Genomic DNA, 16,637 nt, shown 5'->3' with positions numbered 1-16,637 from the left:
GGGAGTGAGGGAGGGGAGCGGGCATGGGGCCGGACAGGGAGGGGCACCCGAAGGACCTGGCGAGCAGCGACATGCCCCCGCCCCGGCCGCGTACGACCCGCTGGGAATCAGGCGCGCTGGCGCACGCGGTGACGGACCCGTTCGGACAGGGACCGCTCCCCTGGCTGCGCGGAAGTGAGCATTACTTCGACGACACCGGACAAGTCGTTCCTTGGTACGCCGACCACGTGCCGCGTCCCGGCTCGCACGACATCCCGGCCCCCCGCACCAGCGGCCCCCGCACCGCCGACGACGTGCACCGCCAGATCAAGGGCTTCACCTCGACCGGCGCCGCGGCCCCCGGCGAGGCGATCGACTTCCACATCACGGTGGACCCGCCCCAGCAGTTCACCGTGGACGTCTACCGCATCGGCCACTACGGGGGCGACGGCGCCCGCAAGATCATCACGAGCCCGCGCCTGTCCGGCATCGTCCAGCCGCCCCCGCTGGCCGCGGACCGCACCGTCTCCTGCCACCACTGGTGGCTGTCGTGGCGGCTCCAGATCCCGTCGTACTGGAATGTCGGCGCGTACGTCGCCGTCCTCACGACGCTCGACGGCTATCGCTCGCACGTCCCCTTCACGGTCCGCGACGCCGAGCCCGCCGACCTGCTGCTCCTGCTCCCGGACATCACCTGGCAGGCGTACAACCTCTACCCGGAGGACGGGCGGACGGGCGCCAGCCTGTACCACGCGTGGGACGACGACGGCCGGCTGCTCGGCGAGAGCGAGGCCGCGATCACGGTCTCCTTCGACCGCCCGTACGCGGGCGCCGGCCTCCCCCTGCACGTGGGGCACGCCTATGACTTCATCCGCTGGGCCGAGCGGTACGGATACGACCTGGCGTACGCCGACGCCCGCGATCTGCACGCGGGCCGCATCGACCCGACCCGCTACCGGGGCCTCGTCTTCCCGGGGCACGACGAGTACTGGTCGGCGAACATGCGCCGCACGACCGAGCTGGCCCGGGAGACCGGCACGTCACTCGTCTTCCTCTCCGCCAACACCATGTACTGGCAAGTGGAGTTGGGCCCTTCCCCGTCCGGCGTCCCGGACCGGCTGCTGACCTGCCGCAAGCGCAGAGGCCCCGGAAAGCCCACGCTGTGGCGGGAGATCGACAAGCCGGAGCAGCAGCTCCTGGGCATCCAGTACGCGGGCCGCGTCCCCGACCCGCACCCCCTGATCGTGCGGAACGCGGACCACTGGCTGTGGGATGCGACCGGCGCGCACGAGGGCGACGAGATAGCGGACCTGGTCGCAGGCGAGGCCGACCGCTACTTCCCGCGCACGTCGCTGCCCGAGCACCAGGACCGGATCCTGCTCGCGCACTCCCCGTACCGCGACAGCGACAAGGCCCGCCGCCACCAGGAGACATCCCTGTACCGGTCCCCGTCCGGAGCGCTGGTCTTCGCGTCCGGGACGTTCGCCTGGTCCCCGGCCCTGGACCGCCCCGGCCACGTCGACCCGCGGATCCAGCGGGCGACCGCGAATCTCCTCGACCGCATCTGCAAACGGGACTGACGAGACCGAGCCCACAGCACGCCGGCTCGCCCCGTGGCCAAAACCCGCCCCCACGTACGGGAGAATCGGGGTACTCGTACAGACCCACGGGGAGGAACCATGTCCGGATTCGTCGAAAAGCCCGAGCCAGTACAGGTGCCGGGCCTGGTGCATCTCCACACCGGCAAGGTGCGCGACCTGTACCGGAACGAGGCGGGCGACCTCGTCATGGTCGCCACCGACCGCATCTCGGCCTACGACTGGGTGCTGCCCACGCCGATCCCCGACAAGGGAAAGGTCCTCACGCAGCTGTCCCTGTGGTGGTTCGACCAGCTCCAGGACCTGATCCCGAACCACGTCATCTCGCAGGAGCTGCCCGAGGGCGCCCCCGCCGACTGGGCGGGCCGCACCCTCGTCTGCAAGAGCCTCGACATGGTCCCGGTCGAGGCCGTGGCCCGCGGCTATCTCACCGGATCGGGCCTGGTCGAGTACAACGACTCGCGCACGGTCTGCGGCCTCGCCCTCCCCGAGGGCCTGGAGGACGGCTCCGAGCTGCCCGCCCCGATCTTCACACCCGCCACGAAGGCCGAGGTCGGCGAGCACGACGAGAACGTCAGCTACGAGGAGGTGGCCCGCCAAGTCGGCGCGGAGACCGCCGCCGCGCTGCGCCAGGCCACCCTCTCCGTCTACAGCCGGGCCCGGGACATCGCGCGTGAGCGCGGCATCATCCTGGCGGACACGAAGTTCGAGTTCGGCTTCGACAAGGACGGGACGCTGATCCTCGCCGACGAGGTGCTGACCCCGGACTCCTCCCGCTTCTGGCCGGCCGACCAGTGGCAGCCGGGGCGCGCCCAGCCGAGTTACGACAAGCAGTTCGTGCGGGACTGGCTGACCTCGCCGGCCTCCGGCTGGGACCGCAAGAGCGAGCAGCCGCCGCCCGCGCTCCCGGACGAGGTCGTCACCGCGACCCGCGCCAAGTACATCGAGGCGTACGAGCTGCTGACGGGCACGCCCTGGAACGCGTAACAAGACGCGGCAACGAGAAAGGCCCCCGGTCCTCGGACCGGGGGCCTTTCTTCATGGAGCGAACGACCGGGTTCGAACCGGCGACCTCAACCTTGGCAAGGTTGCGCTCTACCAACTGAGCTACGTTCGCAAGCTCCGCTTGCGCGGTGCCGCTGCGCCGTGGCGCGACGCCAACTATACCCAACCTCGCTCGCGTGCGAGACGCACCGCCGCGTGACGGTTCTCCACGCCGAGCTTCGAGACGGCCGACGAGAGATAGTTCCGGACCGTCCCCTGGGACAGCGCGGCCCGCTCCGCGATCTCCGACACGGGCGCGCCGTCGGCCGCGAGTTCCAGCACCTCGGCCTCGCGCGCGGTCAGCGGCGTGTCCCCGGCGGAGATCGCGTCGGCCGCCAACTCCGGGTCCACATAGCGGTTTCCGGCGTGCACGGTGCGGATGATCTCGGCGAGCCGCTGCGCGCTCACCGTCTTCGGTACGAAGCCGCGCACGCCCGCGGTGAGGGCCCGCTTCAGATGCCCCGGGCGCCCGTGACTGGTCACGATCATGGTGCGGCAGCCGGGCAGTTCGTCCCGGATCGATGTGGCCACACTCACACCGTCGGCGCCCGGCATCTGCAGATCGAGCACGGCGACGTCCGGCCGGTGCGCCCGCGCCATGGCGAGCGCCTCGGGCCCGCTGGCGGCCTCGGCGACCACGACGAGATCGTCCTCGAGCGCGAGCAGCGCGGCGAGCGCGCCTCGGATGAGGTGCTCGTCGTCGGCGAGCAGTACGCGCAGGCTCATCGGACGCCCTCCGCGGACGTCTCACGTACGCCGTCCGGTCTTCCCGCGTCCGCCACCGGCACCCTCGCCACCACCCGGAACACCCGCTCCCGCACCATCCCCGCCTCCAACTCCCCGTTCACCGCGGCCAACCGCTCCCGCAGCCCCGCGAGCCCGGACCCCTGCCCGCTCCCGGCGCCGGCCCCCGCTCCCGCGCCCGCTCCGTCGTTCTCCACCGTCAGCACGACCTCCTCCGCCCCGGTCACCAGCTCCACCCGGCAGGACTTCGCGTCGCCGTGCCGCAGCACGTTCGTCGTGGCCTCCCGCACCACCCAGCCGAGCGCCGACTGCACCTCGCCCGGAAGCCCGGCCGCGGAACCCGTGACCGTGCAGGCGATCCCGGCAGCGCTCAACACGCCCTGCGCACCTGCCAGTTCGACGCCGAGGTCGATCTCGCGGTACCCCCGCACCACCTCGCGGACCTCCTTCTGCGACTCCTGGGCGATGCGCTGCACCTCGGTCATCTGCGCCACGGCGTCCTCGGTCCGCCCGCGCCGCGCCAGCTGCACCGCGAGCTCGCTCTTCAGCGCGACGACGGACAGGTTGCGCCCCATCACATCGTGCAGATCGCGCCCGAACCGCAGCCGCTCCTCGGCGACGGCGAGCCGGGCCTCGACCTCGCGGGCCCGCTCGGACTCCCACATGACGGAGAGCGACCACGCGGAGCACCGGAACGTCAGCAGGGCGAGAACGGCGGTCAGGGCCAGCATCAGGGCCACGACCACGAGGCCGCCGGCCGAGGTGCCGATGGCCGCGGCGACGGCGACACCGGCCACGACGGCGACCGCGGCCCGCCGTGCGAAGGTCCGCACCGGCACCGTCAGCGCGTAGGCGCAGGCGAACGGCATCGGTGCGAACACCAGCGGCATGGAGATCAGGTCGGCCCGCACGCTGTCGGTGACGGTCAGCGCGACGATGAGCCCGAGTGCGATGACGGCCAGCGCGGCGCTCGCGCCCGTGAGGGCCCGGGGCACGGGGCGGCGGCCCAGATACTGGTCGAGACCGGCCAGCGCGTGCCGGTCGCCGATCACGCACTGCACCAGGTTCACGGCGAGCAGGGACCCGGCCAGGGCGTGCGGGACGGTGCCGTGCAGCACGCTGCCCGCGAGCCCGGTGACCGACCAGGCAGCGAAGAACAGCCAGTTGACCGCGCGCAGCGTGACCCTGGTCTGCCACTCGACCCGCTCGACCTTGCTCCGGTCCCGCCAACGAACCCGCACGTCAGCCCCTCTCAGCGCCGCGGTTCCCAGCGGAACCGCTTCTGCACAGCAAACACCGCGACCAGAATCCAGGCCACCGCGATGGCGATCGCCTTCAGGGACTCCCCGCCGGAGAGGGTGCCGCTCCAGCCGCCCCGTACCAGCGTGAGCGCCGACGTCAGCGGCAGCAGCTCGCACACGGCCGCCATCTTGTCCGGCAGGACCTCAAGGGGAACGACGGCCCCGGAGCCGATCATCGACACGAGCAGCATGGGCATCGCGGCGACCTGGGCGCTTTCCACGCTGCGGCTGAAGACCGTGGTGAGGGCGGCGAGCGCGACGCACAGCGGGATGCCCAACAGCACGCCGAGCACGACCAGTTGAGGCGCTTCGGGCGCCCCCGCGTCCAGCGCGAAGGCGCACACGACGGCCACCGCCGTGCACTGGACGAGTCCGATCACGACGGACGGCACCGCGGCCCCGCTGAGGATCTCCAGATCGCGCAGCTCCCCGGTGCGCAGCCGCTTGAGGACGAGCTCCTCGCGCCGCGACGCGTACACGCTCACCAGTGAGCTGTACACGGCGAACAGCAGTGAGAACGCGATCGCGGAGGAGATCATGACGGTTCCGAGGTCGAGCCCGACCCCCTTCAGATCGCTCTTGTCGACCGACCGGGAGACGCTGAAGGGCAGCACGAGCGGCACGAACACCGCCGTGAACAGCACGCCCTTGCTCCGCCCGATGAGCGTGAACTCGGCCCGCGCGAGCGCCTTGAGCCGCCCCGCCGAGGTGGTCATGGTCGTCGTCACGGCACTCATACCGCCATCTCCTTCTCCCGGTCCGGTGCCCCCGCGGAGCCCTTGGCGTCCTGCGCGATCCGCAGGAACGCCTCCTCCAGCGAGGCGCCGCGCACGTCGAGCCTCCGCAGCTCGATGCCCGCGTCCCTGGCCCACACGAGCACCCCGGTCGCGGCCCGCTGAAGGTCGTCGGTGCGCAGCCGGATCAGCCGGCCCTCGACGTCGTGCGTGTCGACGCCGAGCGAACCCAGGGGCGGCAGGTCGCCCACGAAGTACCCCTCGGGCAGCTCGAAGGAGATGTGCGAGGGCTGCGCGGCGACGACCTCGTCGACGCGGCCCTCGGCGGCGATCCGGCCCTCGTGCAGGATCGCGAGCCGGTCGGCGAGCTCCTCGGCCTCTTCGAGGTAGTGCGTGGTCAGCAGCACTGTGGTGCCCTCGGCGCGCAGCCGGCGCACCAACTCCCAGGTGTCGCGGCGCCCTTCGGCGTCGAGCCCGGTGGTCGGCTCGTCGAGGAAGAGCACCTCGGGCCGGCCGAGCAGCGCGAGCGCGAGGTCGAGCCGCCGCTTCTCGCCGCCGGACAGCTGCTTGACGCGCACCTTCCCGCGCTTGCCGAGTCCCACCGCGTCCAGGGCCTCACCGATGGGCCGGGCCCCGCTCGTGCACCCCGCCCACATCCGTACGGTCTCGGTGACGGTCAGCTCGCTGGGGAAGCCGCCGTCCTGCAGCATCACCCCGATCCGCGGCCGCACCCGGTCCCGTTCGCTGTACGGGTCGTGCCCGAGCACCCGCACTCGGCCACCGGCGGGGGCCGCGAGTCCTTCGATGAGTTCGACCGTGGAGGTCTTTCCGGCGCCGTTCGTGCCGAGGAGGGCGAAGAGCTCGCCGCGGCCCACGGAGAAGCTGACTCCGCGCACCGCCTCGAAGGACCCCTTGGTGCTGTCCCCGTACACGCGGCGCAGATCGGTGACGTCGATCACGCGCTCGTTGCTGGTCATGCGTCCAGCCTTCCGCCCGGGGCGGAAGGTCGGCAGTGCGCGCTGTCATCGGCTCGCATGACAAATGTCAGAGCGCCGTCGTGATCGATTCATGAACGACGAAAGCCCCGGTCCGTGAGGACCGGGGCTTTCGTTCTCTGAGCGAACGACCGGGTTCGAACCGGCGACCTCAACCTTGGCAAGGTTGCGCTCTACCAACTGAGCTACGTTCGCACTGCTTGCATCAGCCTACCGTATCCACCGAAGTGCTCGGTACGCGATGCAGAGCGGGTGACAGGAATTGCACACTGCGCCTTCCCCCTGGAAGGGGGATGTTCTGCTACTGAACTACACCCGCATGTACTCCGTGAGGTCCGGCCCTGCGGCCTCGCCCCTCGGCGTGCTCCAGACTTTAGCCGAGGGGCGGGGGTGCAACGCAAGTCGGTTGCCGCGACGGGATCCTGACGGCGGGCGCCGCGGGGCCGTGCGCGCTCAGTTGGCCTCGGCGAAGGCCTCGTAGACCCGCTTCGGGATGCGGCCGCGCGGCGGCACGTCGAAGTGGTTCGAGCGGGCCCAGGCGCGGACGGCGGCCGGGTCCGGGCTCAGATCGGTGCGCTTGTACGCCTTGCCGGTCTTCCCCGACCGCTTGCGGCCCGCCTCCAGGTAGGGGGCCAGCGCCTCGCGGAGCTGATGGGCGTTCGCCTTATTGAGGTCGATCTCGTACGACGAGCCGTCGAGACCGAATGTGATCGTCTCCGCCGCTTCCCCGCCGTCGATGTCGTCAAAGAGAGTGACCACGACACGCTGCGCCACGAATATCGGTCCCTTCGTCCAGCACCCCGCTTTGACGTGCGGTGATGCAGACTGTCCAGCTGTTGTCAGGCAATGCCCGGGCAATGCGGTGCCCCGAGTTCAGGCCGAGTGCCTGTATCTGCCAATTCCTTTTTACCCTGTCCGGCATTGCAGTGGGAAGACCAGTTAAAAGTCTCGGTGTGTCTCCACGGGCGGATATCCGGAGTCTTTCCCTTAACTTTCCGTGGGGATCTCATGTCGTTGCCATAACGTGATCCGCATCTCGTAGCTTCCTACTGTCTACGCGAGTAGAAAATTTGGGCAGGTACGCTGAACGGACCAGCTCAACCACACACCGGGAGTGCCAGTGGCACGCGTCGTAGTCGACGTCATGCTCAAGCCGGAGATCCTCGACCCCCAGGGCCAGGCGGTGCAGCGCGCGCTGCCGCGCCTCGGTTTCGACGGCATCTCCGACGTACGTCAGGGAAAGCGTTTCGAGCTCGAAGTGGACGGGCCGGTGGATGACGCCGCTCTTGCCCGTATCCATGAGCTGGCGGAAACCTTCCTCGCCAACACCGTGATCGAAAACTTCACCGTCAAGGTGGAAGAGCCCGCGGTGGGAGCCGAAAAGTGACCGCTCGTATTGGCGTCGTCACCTTTCCCGGTTCCCTCGATGATCGCGACACCCAGCGGGCGATCCGGCTTGCCGGTGCCGAGCCGGTCGCGCTCTGGCACAAGGACAAGGACCTGAAGCAGGTCGACGCGGTCGTCCTGCCCGGTGGTTTCTCCTACGGCGATTACCTGCGTGCGGGCGCCATTTCGCGTTTCTCGCCCGTCATGGAGACGCTGATCGAGCAGGCGAAGGCGGGCCTCCCGGTCCTCGGGATCTGCAACGGATTCCAGGTCCTCACCGAGGCCCACCTGCTCCCCGGCGCCATGCTCGGCAACGACCACCTGCACTTCATCTGCCGCGATCAGAAGCTGCGGGTGGAGAACGCGGACACCGCCTGGACCGTCGACTACGACGCCGGGCAGGAGATCCACATCCCGCTGAAGAACATGGACGGCCGCTACGTGGCCGACGAGCGCACGCTCGACATGCTGGAGGCGGAGGGCCGGGTCGCCTTCCGATACATGGACTTCAACCCCAACGGCAGCCTCCGTGACATCGCGGGCATCACGAACGCGGCGGGCAACGTCGTCGGTCTGATGCCCCACCCGGAGCACGCCGTCGAGCCCCTCATCGGGAGCGGCCGCACCGACGGCCTCCCGTTCTTCACCTCGATCCTCAAGAAGCTGGTCGCCGCCTCATGAGCCTCGACACCACAGAGAACGCCGCGAAGACTCCCGACGTCGAGCTGCCCTGGGCCGAACTCGGCCTGAAGAAGGACGAGTACGAGCGGGTCGTGGAGATCCTCGGCCGCCGTCCCACCGGCGCCGAGCTCGCCATGTACTCGGTCATGTGGTCCGAGCACTGCTCGTACAAGTCCTCCAAGGTCCACCTGCGCCAGTTCGGCGAGAAGGCGCCGCAGTCCGACGCGCTGCTCGTCGGCATCGGTGAGAACGCCGGCGTCGTCGACGTGGGCCACGGCTACGCCGTCACCTTCAAGGTCGAGTCGCACAACCACCCGTCGTACGTCGAGCCCTACCAGGGCGCGGCCACGGGCGTCGGCGGCATCGTCCGCGACATCATCGCGATGGGCGCCCGCCCGGTCGCCGTGGTCGACCCGCTGCGCATGGGCGCCGCCGACCACCCCGACACGAAGCGCGTGCTGCCCGGCGTCGTCGCCGGCATCGGTGGCTACGGCAACTGCCTGGGCCTGCCGAACATCGGCGGCGAGCTCGTCTTCGACGCCTGCTACCAGGGCAACCCGCTGGTCAACGCCGGTGCCATCGGCGTCATGCGGCACGAGGACATCCACCTCGCGAAGGCGTCCGGCGCGGGCAACAAGGTCATCATGTACGGCGCCCGCACGGGCGGCGACGGCATCGGCGGCGCCTCCATCCTCGCCTCCGAGACCTTCGACGACGCGAAGCCCTCGAAGCGTCCCGCCGTGCAGGTCGGCGACCCCTTCCAGGAGAAACTCCTCATCGAGTGCACCCTGGAGGCCTTCGCCGAGAAGCTCGTCGTCGGCATCCAGGACCTCGGCGCGGCCGGCATCTCCTGCGCCACCAGCGAGCTGGCGTCCAACGGCTCGGGCGGTATGCGCGTCGAGCTGGACGACGTACCGCTGCGCGACTCCACGCTCTCGCCCGAGGAGATCCTCATGAGCGAGTCGCAGGAACGCATGTGCGCCGTGGTCGAGCCGGAGAAGGTCGACCGCTTCCTCGAGATCTGCGAGAAGTGGGACGTCATCGCCACCGTCATCGGTGAGGTGACGGACGGCGACCGCCTGGAGATCTTCTGGCACGGCGAGAAGATCGTCGACGTCGACCCGCGCACGGTCGCGCACGACGGCCCGGTCTACGAGCGCCCGCTCGCCCGCCCCGACTGGCAGGACGCGCTCCAGGCCGACGATGCGGGCAAGCTGCCGCGGCCTGCTTCGAGTGACGAGCTGAAGGACCAGGTCCTCAAGCTCGTCTCCTCGCCGAACCAGGCGTCGAAGAAGTGGGTCACCCAGCAGTACGACCACTTCGTGCAGGGCAACACCGTGCTCGCGCAGCCCGAGGACTCGGGCATGATCCGCATCGACGAGGAGACCGGTCTCGGCGTCGCCATTGCGACCGACGGCAACGGCCGCTTCGCGAAGCTCGACCCGTACACGGGCGCGCAGCTCGCGCTTGCGGAGGCGTACCGGAACGTCGCGACGACCGGCGCCAAGCCCCTCGCGGTCTCCGACTGCCTGAACTTCGGTTCGCCCGAGGACCCGGCCGTCATGTGGCAGTTCGCGGAGGCCATCCGTGGCCTGGCCGACGGCTGCCAGCAGCTCGGCACCCCGGTGACCGGCGGCAACGTCTCGCTCTACAACCAGACGGGCGAGGCGGCGATCCACCCGACGCCGGTCGTGGCCGTGCTCGGTGTCATCGACGACGTCACCCGCCGCACCCCCGTCGGCTTCCAGGAAGAGGGCCAGCTCCTCTACCTGCTCGGCGACACCAAGGAGGAGTTCGGCGGTTCGGCCTGGTCGCAGGTCGTCCACGACCACCTCGGCGGTCTGCCGCCGCAGGTCGACCTGGAGCGCGAGCGTCTCCTCGGCGAGATCCTCATCTCGGCGTCCCGCGACGGCATGATCGACGCCGCGCACGACCTGTCCGACGGCGGCCTGATCCAGGCCGTGGCCGAGTCGGCGCTGCTCGGCGGCAAGGGCGCACGCCTGATCGTCCCGGAGGGCCTGGACGCGTTCACGTTCCTCTTCTCCGAGTCGGCCGGCCGCGCGATCGTCTCGATCCCGCGCAGCGAGGAACTCCGCTTCAACGACATGTGCGGCGCGCGGGGTCTGCCCGTCACCCGCATCGGTGTCGTGGACGGTGACTCCGTCGACGTCCAGGGCGAGTTCGTGCTCACCCTCGACGAGCTGCGCGAGGCGCACGAGGGGACGATCCCGGAGCTGCTCGCGTAGCTCCACTCCGTCCCACCACCGGCGTCGCACCACCTGTCGTACGGTTCCGTAGGCCCCGCCCGTCGCTTCGGGCGGGGCCTACGGTGCACAGGGGAGCAGGGGGAGGGTGCCGTGAAGGTCCCGGAGTGGGCGCGCAAGTCCGTGAACGTGGTGTTCTGCCTGACCGCGGTCGCCGGTATCGGCTGGGGCGGGCAGCAGATCTGGCAGGTGCTGAGCGCGCGGCACCAGATCGACGCGGCGTGCGCCGGGCTCGTCCCGGCGGGGCGGGTGCTCGCGCTGTCCCCGGCCGGCGGTTCGATCACGCACCGGGTCGCGGACGAGGGCACGGTGCAGGTCGCCGGCCTGGCCTCGGGCGAGGACTGCGAGATCTTCAGCACCGAGGCCGGTGAGGCGCGCGGTTCGGGCAGCGGCGAGCGCTGGTTCTTCACCGGCGCGATGGGATCCGTGTCCCAGGAGACGTACCGTCCCGAGGACCCCTGGGACGATCTGCTCGACCCCGGCGGCCCGTACACCAGCCACACCTACCCCGAGCAGCCACTCGGCGGCGGCATCGCGGGGACCGTGGGTGACACCGGGGTGACCGTGCAACTGCCGTGCGCGAAGGGCGAGTTGAGCGGACGGCCGGTGGGGACGCTGTGGGTGCGGGCCGGGTTGACCGAGTCCGACACTCCGTTCAGTGACGACGGGCAGCTCACCGCTCACGACCGGGACGTCCTCGCCGACACCGCCGTGATCACCGCCAACCGCCTTGCCGAGCACGCCGGTTGTGCGGACCGCCTGCCGGACGCCCCGGACGGCATCCCCGCGCTCACCGAGGGCCCGACCCCCGCGGCCAGGGCCTCGGGAACCTGTGACTGGTACCGGAGTTCGGGCCTGGCGGAGCGGCCCCTGTCGGCCGACCAGGTCCTGCAGAGCCGCGCGGACGACCGGGTGTGGGACGAGCGGTGCGCGCTGGTCCTCTCCCCGAAGCGGGCGAACGCCGTGTGGGACGCCAAGGGCGAGGGCCTGGACAACGTCTACTCCCCGGACCGCCCCGGCAGGTACTTCGCGTCCTTCCACACCTACTCCGGCGCCGCCGCCCGCGAGGTCCGGCTGGGCCGGAACAGCGCCTCGGCCGACCCGGTCGACGCCGAACCCGGCAAGGCGGGCCGCGCCCCCGGGGAGCCGCTCTGGTGGGCCTCCTCCGTCTGCGCGGGCAAACCCCGCATCCACACCCTGACCCTGTCCTCCGGCTACGCGAAGGTGGCCACGGCCGACCACGAGCGGATCTTCCGACGCTACGTCGACGCCCAGAGCCGCCGCCACGACTGCACGGACATCGCCTTCCCGCCGCATACAGACTTCCGCCGGTCATAGGGCCCCAGGGCCCCAGGGCTCTAGGCTCGACCCCATGCCACCGGCCAAGAAGAAGCGCCCCCGTGCCTACGACCCCGACAAGACCCGCACCGCCGTCCTGGCCCAGTTCGACAACGTGCGCAAGGCCGTCGAGGCCCTCACGCCCGAGCAGCTCGCGGCCCCGACGCGGCTCGGGGACTGGACCGTGCGGGAGCTCGCCGCACACATCACGATGGCGACGAGCGCCGTCGCCCGCGGACTCGCCGCGGCCGGCTCGGGCAAGGCCGAACTGACGCCGCAGGACTGGCCGATGACGTCGGCCCCGTACGCGCAGGACGTCGCCGAGTACGTGACGGGGCTCGCGGCGGACAACGACCTCGCGACGCTCTACGCCGACGCCGGGCAGAGCCTCGAACGGGCCCTCGCGGACCACCCCGGCGACGCGCTCGTCGCCAATCGCACCGGCCAGATGACGCTCGCGGACTACATGGTCACCCGCACCGTCGAGCTGACCGTCCACACCGACGACCTGAACGACGCCGTGCCGGGCCTCGACGTCCCGTACGACCGCCAGGCCCTGGCCGCCTGCACCCGGGTCCTCGCCGACGCCCTCGCCACCAAGGCCCCCGGCGCCTCCACCGAGGTCCGGATCCCGCCGTACGCCGTCGTGCAGTGCGTCGAGGGTCCGCGGCACACCCGCGGCACCCCGCCGAACGTCGTGGAGACCGACCCGCTCACCTGGATCCGCCTGGCCACGGGGCGTACGACCTGGTCGGCGGCGGTCGAGGACGCACTGGTGAGCGCGAGTGGGGAGCGGGCCGACCTGGCGGGACTGCTGCCGATCATGGCGTGATGCGCACGGGACGCGCGGCGGTCCGGAACCGGAATGCGGCCCGCCCCGTCCCATTGCCATGCTCACGCTACGTACATCCCGTACACGTGCCCTGATCAGCACCGCCGCCCTGCCGCTCGCCGCGCTGGCCACCGTGACCGCGTGCGGCGAGGAGAAGGCCGGCTCGACGACCGTCGGCGGGGCCCCGGTCGCCGGCGTCCACTGGAGCGTGCAGAGCGTGACGGTGGGCGGGAGGATGACGAAGGCCCCGGGCAGCGCGTACCTCGAGTTCGTCTCCGACGAGCGGGTGCGCGGCAATTACGGCTGCAATCACTTCGACGCCGCGGCCCGGGTCACCGGGGACAGCGTCGACCTCGGCAAGGCGAAGCGGACCATGATGCTCTGCGAGGACAAGGACGTACGCGCCTTCGAGGACACCCTGGCCGGCGCCCTCGCCGACAAGAACACGGTCAAGGCCGAAGGCGACAAGAACGACCGGCTGACCCTCACACGAGCGAACGGCGACACCGTCACCCTCGCCAAACAGCGTGACGCCGAGCTGGTCGACACCAAGTGGAACGTCACCAGCCTGAGCGCAGGCGACACCACCCGGTCCCTGCCGAAGGCCGCGCAGGGCAGGGCCCGCCTCGTCTTCGACAAGGACGGCCACGTCAGCGCCCGCCTCGGCTGCAACCAGGGCCGCGCCAAGGCCACAGTCAACGAAGGACACGTCACCTTCGGGCCGCTGACCAGCACTCGTATGGGCTGCATCGGAGCGGCGGGCGAGGTCGAGCAGGCGATGCTCGACGTCCTGAAGAACAAGGCGTCCTACGACATCCAGGGCGACGCCCTCACGCTGAGGAAGCCGGACGGCTCCGGCATCGGGCTCACCGCCGCGTCCGACTGATGAGTTGAGTCACATCCGCCCCGGTCAACCCGCGTAGCCCCGGTCCCCAATTCGGACCACTGAGGGATCACGACTACACTCGCAGGCGTGCCACGTGGTGACGGTCGACTCAATCACGACCTGCTCCCCGGCGAGAAGGGCCCCCAGGACGCTTGTGGCGTCTTCGGGGTCTGGGCTCCGGGTGAAGAGGTCGCAAAGCTCACTTACTTCGGGCTCTACGCCCTCCAACATCGGGGTCAGGAATCCGCGGGAATCGCGGTCAGCAATGGCTCCCAGATCCTCGTCTTCAAGGACATGGGGCTCGTTTCCCAGGTCTTCGACGAGACGTCCCTAGGTTCCCTGCAAGGTCATATCGCGGTCGGTCACGCCCGCTACTCGACCACGGGGGCCTCCGTATGGGAGAACGCCCAGCCGACGTTCCGCGCCACCGCGCACGGTTCGATCGCCCTCGGGCACAACGGCAACCTGGTCAACACGGCGCAGCTCGCCGAACTGGTCGCCGAACTCCCCAAGGAGAACGGCCGCGCGACCCAGGTCGCGGCCACCAACGACACGGACCTCGTGACGGCCCTGCTCGCGGGGCAGGTCGACGAGGACGGCAAGCCGCTGACCGTGGAGGAGGCGGCCCTCAAGGTGCTGCCCCAGGTCCAGGGCGCCTTCTCGCTCGTCTTCATGGACGAGAACACGCTGTACGCGGGGCGTGACCCGCAGGGCATCCGCCCGCTGGTCCTCGGCCGCCTGGAGCGCGGCTGGGTCGTCGCCTCGGAGACCGCCGCGCTCGACATCTGCGGCGCCAGCTTCGTCCGCGAGATCGAACCGGGCGAGTTCGTCGCCATCGACGAGAACGGCCTGCGAACGTCCCGCTTCGCCGAAGCAAAGCCCAAGGGCTGCGTCTTCGAGTACGTGTACCTGGCCCGCCCGGACACGGACATCGCAGGGCGGAACGTGTACCTCTCCCGTGTGGAGATGGGCCGCAAGCTCGCCAAGGAAGCCCCGGTCGACGCCGACCTCGTCATAGCCACCCCGGAATCCGGGACCCCGGCCGCGGTCGGCTACGCGGAGGCCTCCGGCATCCCGTTCGGCAACGGCCTGGTGAAGAACGCCTACGTCGGCCGCACCTTCATCCAGCCCTCCCAGACGATCCGCCAGCTCGGCATCCGTCTGAAGCTGAATCCGCTCAAGGAAGTCATCAAGGGCAAGCGTCTGGTCGTCGTCGATGACTCGATCGTGCGCGGCAACACGCAGCGCGCCCTGGTCCGCATGCTCCGCGAGGCCGGCGCGGCCGAGATCCACGTGCGGATCTCCTCGCCGCCCATCAAGTGGCCCTGCTTCTTCGGCATCGACTTCGCGACCCGCGCGGAGCTGATCGCCAACGGCATGACGGTCGAGGAGATCGGCACCTCGCTGGGTGTGGACTCGCTCTCGTACATCTCCATCGACGGGATGATCGAGGCGACCACCATCGCCAAGCCGAACCTGTGCCGTGCCTGCTTCGATGGCGAGTACCCGATGGACCTCCCCGACCCGGAGCTCCTCGGCAAGCAGCTCCTGGAGACGGAACTGGCCGCAGGCCCTGCGTCCACGGCTGCGTCCGACGCGATCCGTCGCCCGTAGACCCCGATTTCGCCAACCCGAAAGATCCCAGGCAATGTCTGAGACCCAGCCCTCCGGTGCCTCCTACGCGTCCGCAGGTGTCGACATCGAAGCCGGTGACCGCGCCGTAGAGCTGATGAAGGAGTGGGTGAAGAAGACGCAGCGCCCCGAGGTCCTCGGCGGCCTCGGCGGCTTCGCCGGCCTCTTCGACGCCTCGGCCCTGAAGAAGTACGAGCGCCCGCTGCTCGCCTCGGCCACCGACGGCGTCGGCACGAAGGTCGACATCGCCCGCCAGCTGGGCGTCTACGACACGATCGGCCACGACCTCGTCGCGATGGTCATGGACGACATCGTGGTGTGCGGCGCCGAGCCGCTCTTCATGACCGACTACATCTGCGTCGGCAAGGTCCACCCCGAGCGGGTCGCCGGCATCGTGAAGGGCATCGCCGAGGGCTGCGTCCTCGCGGGCTGCTCCCTCGTCGGCGGCGAGACCGCGGAGCACCCCGGTCTGCTCGGCCCGGACGACTTCGACGTGGCCGGCGCCGGCACGGGTGTCGTGGAGCACGACAACCTGCTGGGCCCGGATCGCATCCGTAAGGGTGACGCGGTGATCGCCATGGCGTCCTCCGGTCTTCACTCGAACGGGTACTCGCTGGTCCGCCACGTCCTCCTGGAGCGCGCGGGGATGGACCTGGGCGAGCACGTCGAGGAACTCGGCCGCACGCTCGGCGAGGAGCTCCTGGAGCCGACGAAGATCTACTCCCTGGACTGCCTCTCGCTCATCAGCACCACCGAGGTCCACGCCTTCAGCCACATCACGGGCGGCGGCCTCGCGGCCAACCTGGCCCGCGTGATCCCGGACGGCCTGCACGCCACGGTGGACCGCTCCACGTGGACCCCGGACCCGATCTTCGACCTGGTCGGTAAGAAGGGTCAGGTCGAGCGCCTGGAGCTGGAGAAGACGCTGAACATGGGCGTCGGCATGATGGCGATCGTGCCGCAGGAGTCGGTGGAGGTCGCCCTGGCGACCCTGGCCGACCGCGGTGTGGACTCCTGGGTGGCCGGCGAGATCGTCGAGCGCGGCGAGCACACCTCGGGCGCCGAGCTCACGGGTGACTACGCGAAGTAGTCCCCCGTGGGGGTGTGGGGGCGCCGCCCCCGCCCTGCCCCCCCTTGTACGGACAGCACAAAACCCGGTCCGGCGTGGTGACCACCCCGGACCGGGTGAAGTGCAGCGACGATGACGCCGCTGACGTGTTACG

Annotated in this window: 15 protein-coding genes and 3 tRNA genes; 10 read left to right on the top strand and 8 right to left on the bottom strand. The window is 70.3% G+C overall.

Annotated elements, in window-relative coordinates; genetic code table 11:
- Window positions 1-71: 71 nt before the first annotated feature.
- Both ACP4E5_RS22580 and ACP4E5_RS22575 read left to right on the top strand, forming a co-directional pair.
- Window positions 72-1,559 carry a N,N-dimethylformamidase beta subunit family domain-containing protein gene (locus ACP4E5_RS22580; RefSeq protein WP_425841568.1) on the top strand — a complete coding sequence of 496 codons (1,488 nt, stop codon included), beginning with the start codon at window positions 72-74 and terminating at the stop codon, window positions 1,557-1,559.
- Window positions 1,560-1,658: 99 nt separating this feature from the next.
- The gene (locus ACP4E5_RS22575) at window positions 1,659-2,564 is read left to right on the top strand and encodes a phosphoribosylaminoimidazolesuccinocarboxamide synthase (RefSeq protein WP_425831444.1); all 906 of its coding nucleotides are present in this window, start codon (window positions 1,659-1,661) and stop codon (window positions 2,562-2,564) included.
- 54 nt (window positions 2,565-2,618) lie between these two features.
- On the opposite strand, the gene ACP4E5_RS22570 is transcribed toward ACP4E5_RS22575, so the two are convergent.
- The 8 genes from ACP4E5_RS22570 to ACP4E5_RS22535 all read right to left on the bottom strand — a co-directional run bounded on the left by ACP4E5_RS22570 (window position 2,619) and on the right by ACP4E5_RS22535 (window position 7,169).
- Window positions 2,619-2,694: transfer RNA gene (locus ACP4E5_RS22570), tRNA-Gly, on the bottom strand.
- Window positions 2,695-2,738: 44 nt separating this feature from the next.
- Window positions 2,739-3,347, bottom strand: a complete 609-nt coding sequence (locus ACP4E5_RS22565) for a response regulator (protein ID WP_425831442.1) — start codon at window positions 3,345-3,347, stop codon at window positions 2,739-2,741.
- A complete protein-coding gene (locus ACP4E5_RS22560; RefSeq protein ID WP_425831440.1) occupies window positions 3,344-4,606 on the bottom strand; it encodes a sensor histidine kinase in 1,263 nt (420 codons plus the stop codon). Before ACP4E5_RS22560 ends, ACP4E5_RS22565 begins: the two co-directional genes overlap by 4 nt.
- 11 nt (window positions 4,607-4,617) lie before the next feature.
- Window positions 4,618-5,403, bottom strand: coding sequence for an ABC transporter permease (locus tag ACP4E5_RS22555; RefSeq protein WP_425831438.1), 786 nt, complete (start codon window positions 5,401-5,403; stop codon window positions 4,618-4,620).
- Complete coding sequence (locus ACP4E5_RS22550; RefSeq protein WP_425831436.1) at window positions 5,400-6,377, bottom strand: ABC transporter ATP-binding protein; 978 nt, start codon at window positions 6,375-6,377, stop codon at window positions 5,400-5,402. Before ACP4E5_RS22550 ends, ACP4E5_RS22555 begins: the two co-directional genes overlap by 4 nt.
- A gap of 140 nt (window positions 6,378-6,517) precedes the next feature.
- Window positions 6,518-6,590 (bottom strand) — tRNA-Gly (locus ACP4E5_RS22545).
- Between the two features lie 52 nt (window positions 6,591-6,642).
- A tRNA-Gly gene (locus tag ACP4E5_RS22540) sits at window positions 6,643-6,714 on the bottom strand.
- 134 nt (window positions 6,715-6,848) lie between these two features.
- Window positions 6,849-7,169: a histone-like nucleoid-structuring protein Lsr2 gene (locus tag ACP4E5_RS22535; protein WP_425831434.1), complete on the bottom strand. Its 321-nt coding sequence runs from the start codon at window positions 7,167-7,169 to the stop codon at window positions 6,849-6,851.
- Window positions 7,170-7,509: 340 nt separating this feature from the next.
- Between ACP4E5_RS22535 and purS the strand changes: the two genes are divergently transcribed.
- The 8 genes from purS to purM all read left to right on the top strand — a co-directional run bounded on the left by purS (window position 7,510) and on the right by purM (window position 16,504).
- A complete protein-coding gene (gene purS, locus ACP4E5_RS22530) occupies window positions 7,510-7,782 on the top strand; it encodes a phosphoribosylformylglycinamidine synthase subunit PurS (protein ID WP_266712288.1) in 273 nt (90 codons plus the stop codon).
- Window positions 7,779-8,462, top strand: a complete 684-nt coding sequence (purQ, locus tag ACP4E5_RS22525) for a phosphoribosylformylglycinamidine synthase subunit PurQ (protein WP_425831432.1) — start codon at window positions 7,779-7,781, stop codon at window positions 8,460-8,462. Before purS ends, purQ begins: the two co-directional genes overlap by 4 nt.
- On the top strand, window positions 8,459-10,708 hold the full coding sequence (gene purL, locus ACP4E5_RS22520; protein WP_425831430.1) for a phosphoribosylformylglycinamidine synthase subunit PurL: 2,250 nt from the start codon (window positions 8,459-8,461) through the stop codon (window positions 10,706-10,708). The genes purQ and purL overlap by 4 nt, the downstream gene beginning before the upstream one ends.
- A gap of 111 nt (window positions 10,709-10,819) precedes the next feature.
- Entirely contained in the window at window positions 10,820-12,064 is a 1,245-nt protein-coding gene (locus ACP4E5_RS22515; RefSeq protein WP_425831428.1) for a hypothetical protein, read from the top strand.
- A 34-nt stretch (window positions 12,065-12,098) separates the two neighbouring features.
- The gene (locus ACP4E5_RS22510) at window positions 12,099-12,896 is read left to right on the top strand and encodes a maleylpyruvate isomerase family mycothiol-dependent enzyme (RefSeq protein WP_425831426.1); all 798 of its coding nucleotides are present in this window, start codon (window positions 12,099-12,101) and stop codon (window positions 12,894-12,896) included.
- A gap of 58 nt (window positions 12,897-12,954) precedes the next feature.
- Window positions 12,955-13,782: an META domain-containing protein gene (locus ACP4E5_RS22505; RefSeq protein ID WP_425831424.1), complete on the top strand. Its 828-nt coding sequence runs from the start codon at window positions 12,955-12,957 to the stop codon at window positions 13,780-13,782.
- 87 nt (window positions 13,783-13,869) lie between these two features.
- Window positions 13,870-15,396, top strand: a complete 1,527-nt coding sequence (gene purF / locus ACP4E5_RS22500) for an amidophosphoribosyltransferase (RefSeq protein ID WP_425831422.1) — start codon at window positions 13,870-13,872, stop codon at window positions 15,394-15,396.
- A 34-nt stretch (window positions 15,397-15,430) separates the two neighbouring features.
- A complete protein-coding gene (purM, locus tag ACP4E5_RS22495; protein ID WP_425831421.1) occupies window positions 15,431-16,504 on the top strand; it encodes a phosphoribosylformylglycinamidine cyclo-ligase in 1,074 nt (357 codons plus the stop codon).
- Window positions 16,505-16,637 lie beyond the last annotated feature (133 nt).

This window comes from Streptomyces fractus, from assembly GCF_049844455.1.
Lineage (GTDB): Bacteria > Actinomycetota > Actinomycetes > Streptomycetales > Streptomycetaceae > Streptomyces > Streptomyces fractus.
The sequence above is the reverse complement of the archived record's forward strand: the minus strand, read 5'-3'. Positions and strand labels throughout refer to the sequence as shown.

Bases quoted from the DNA above. Each gene is read 5' to 3' on its own strand.
- ACP4E5_RS22505 (WP_425831424.1), top strand. From the start codon at position 12,955: ATGCTCACGCTACGTACATCCCGTACACGTGCCCTGATCAGCACCGCC.
- ACP4E5_RS22575 (WP_425831444.1), top strand. From the start codon at position 1,659: ATGTCCGGATTCGTCGAAAAGCCCGAGCCAGTACAGGTGCCGGGCCTG.
- purM (WP_425831421.1), top strand. From the start codon at position 15,431: ATGTCTGAGACCCAGCCCTCCGGTGCCTCCTACGCGTCCGCAGGTGTC.
- purL (WP_425831430.1), top strand. From the start codon at position 8,459: ATGAGCCTCGACACCACAGAGAACGCCGCGAAGACTCCCGACGTCGAG.
- ACP4E5_RS22550 (WP_425831436.1), bottom strand. From the start codon at position 6,377: ATGACCAGCAACGAGCGCGTGATCGACGTCACCGATCTGCGCCGCGTG.
- ACP4E5_RS22580 (WP_425841568.1), top strand. From the start codon at position 72: ATGCCCCCGCCCCGGCCGCGTACGACCCGCTGGGAATCAGGCGCGCTG.
- ACP4E5_RS22565 (WP_425831442.1), bottom strand. From the start codon at position 3,347: ATGAGCCTGCGCGTACTGCTCGCCGACGACGAGCACCTCATCCGAGGC.
- ACP4E5_RS22555 (WP_425831438.1), bottom strand. From the start codon at position 5,403: ATGAGTGCCGTGACGACGACCATGACCACCTCGGCGGGGCGGCTCAAG.
- ACP4E5_RS22510 (WP_425831426.1), top strand. From the start codon at position 12,099: ATGCCACCGGCCAAGAAGAAGCGCCCCCGTGCCTACGACCCCGACAAG.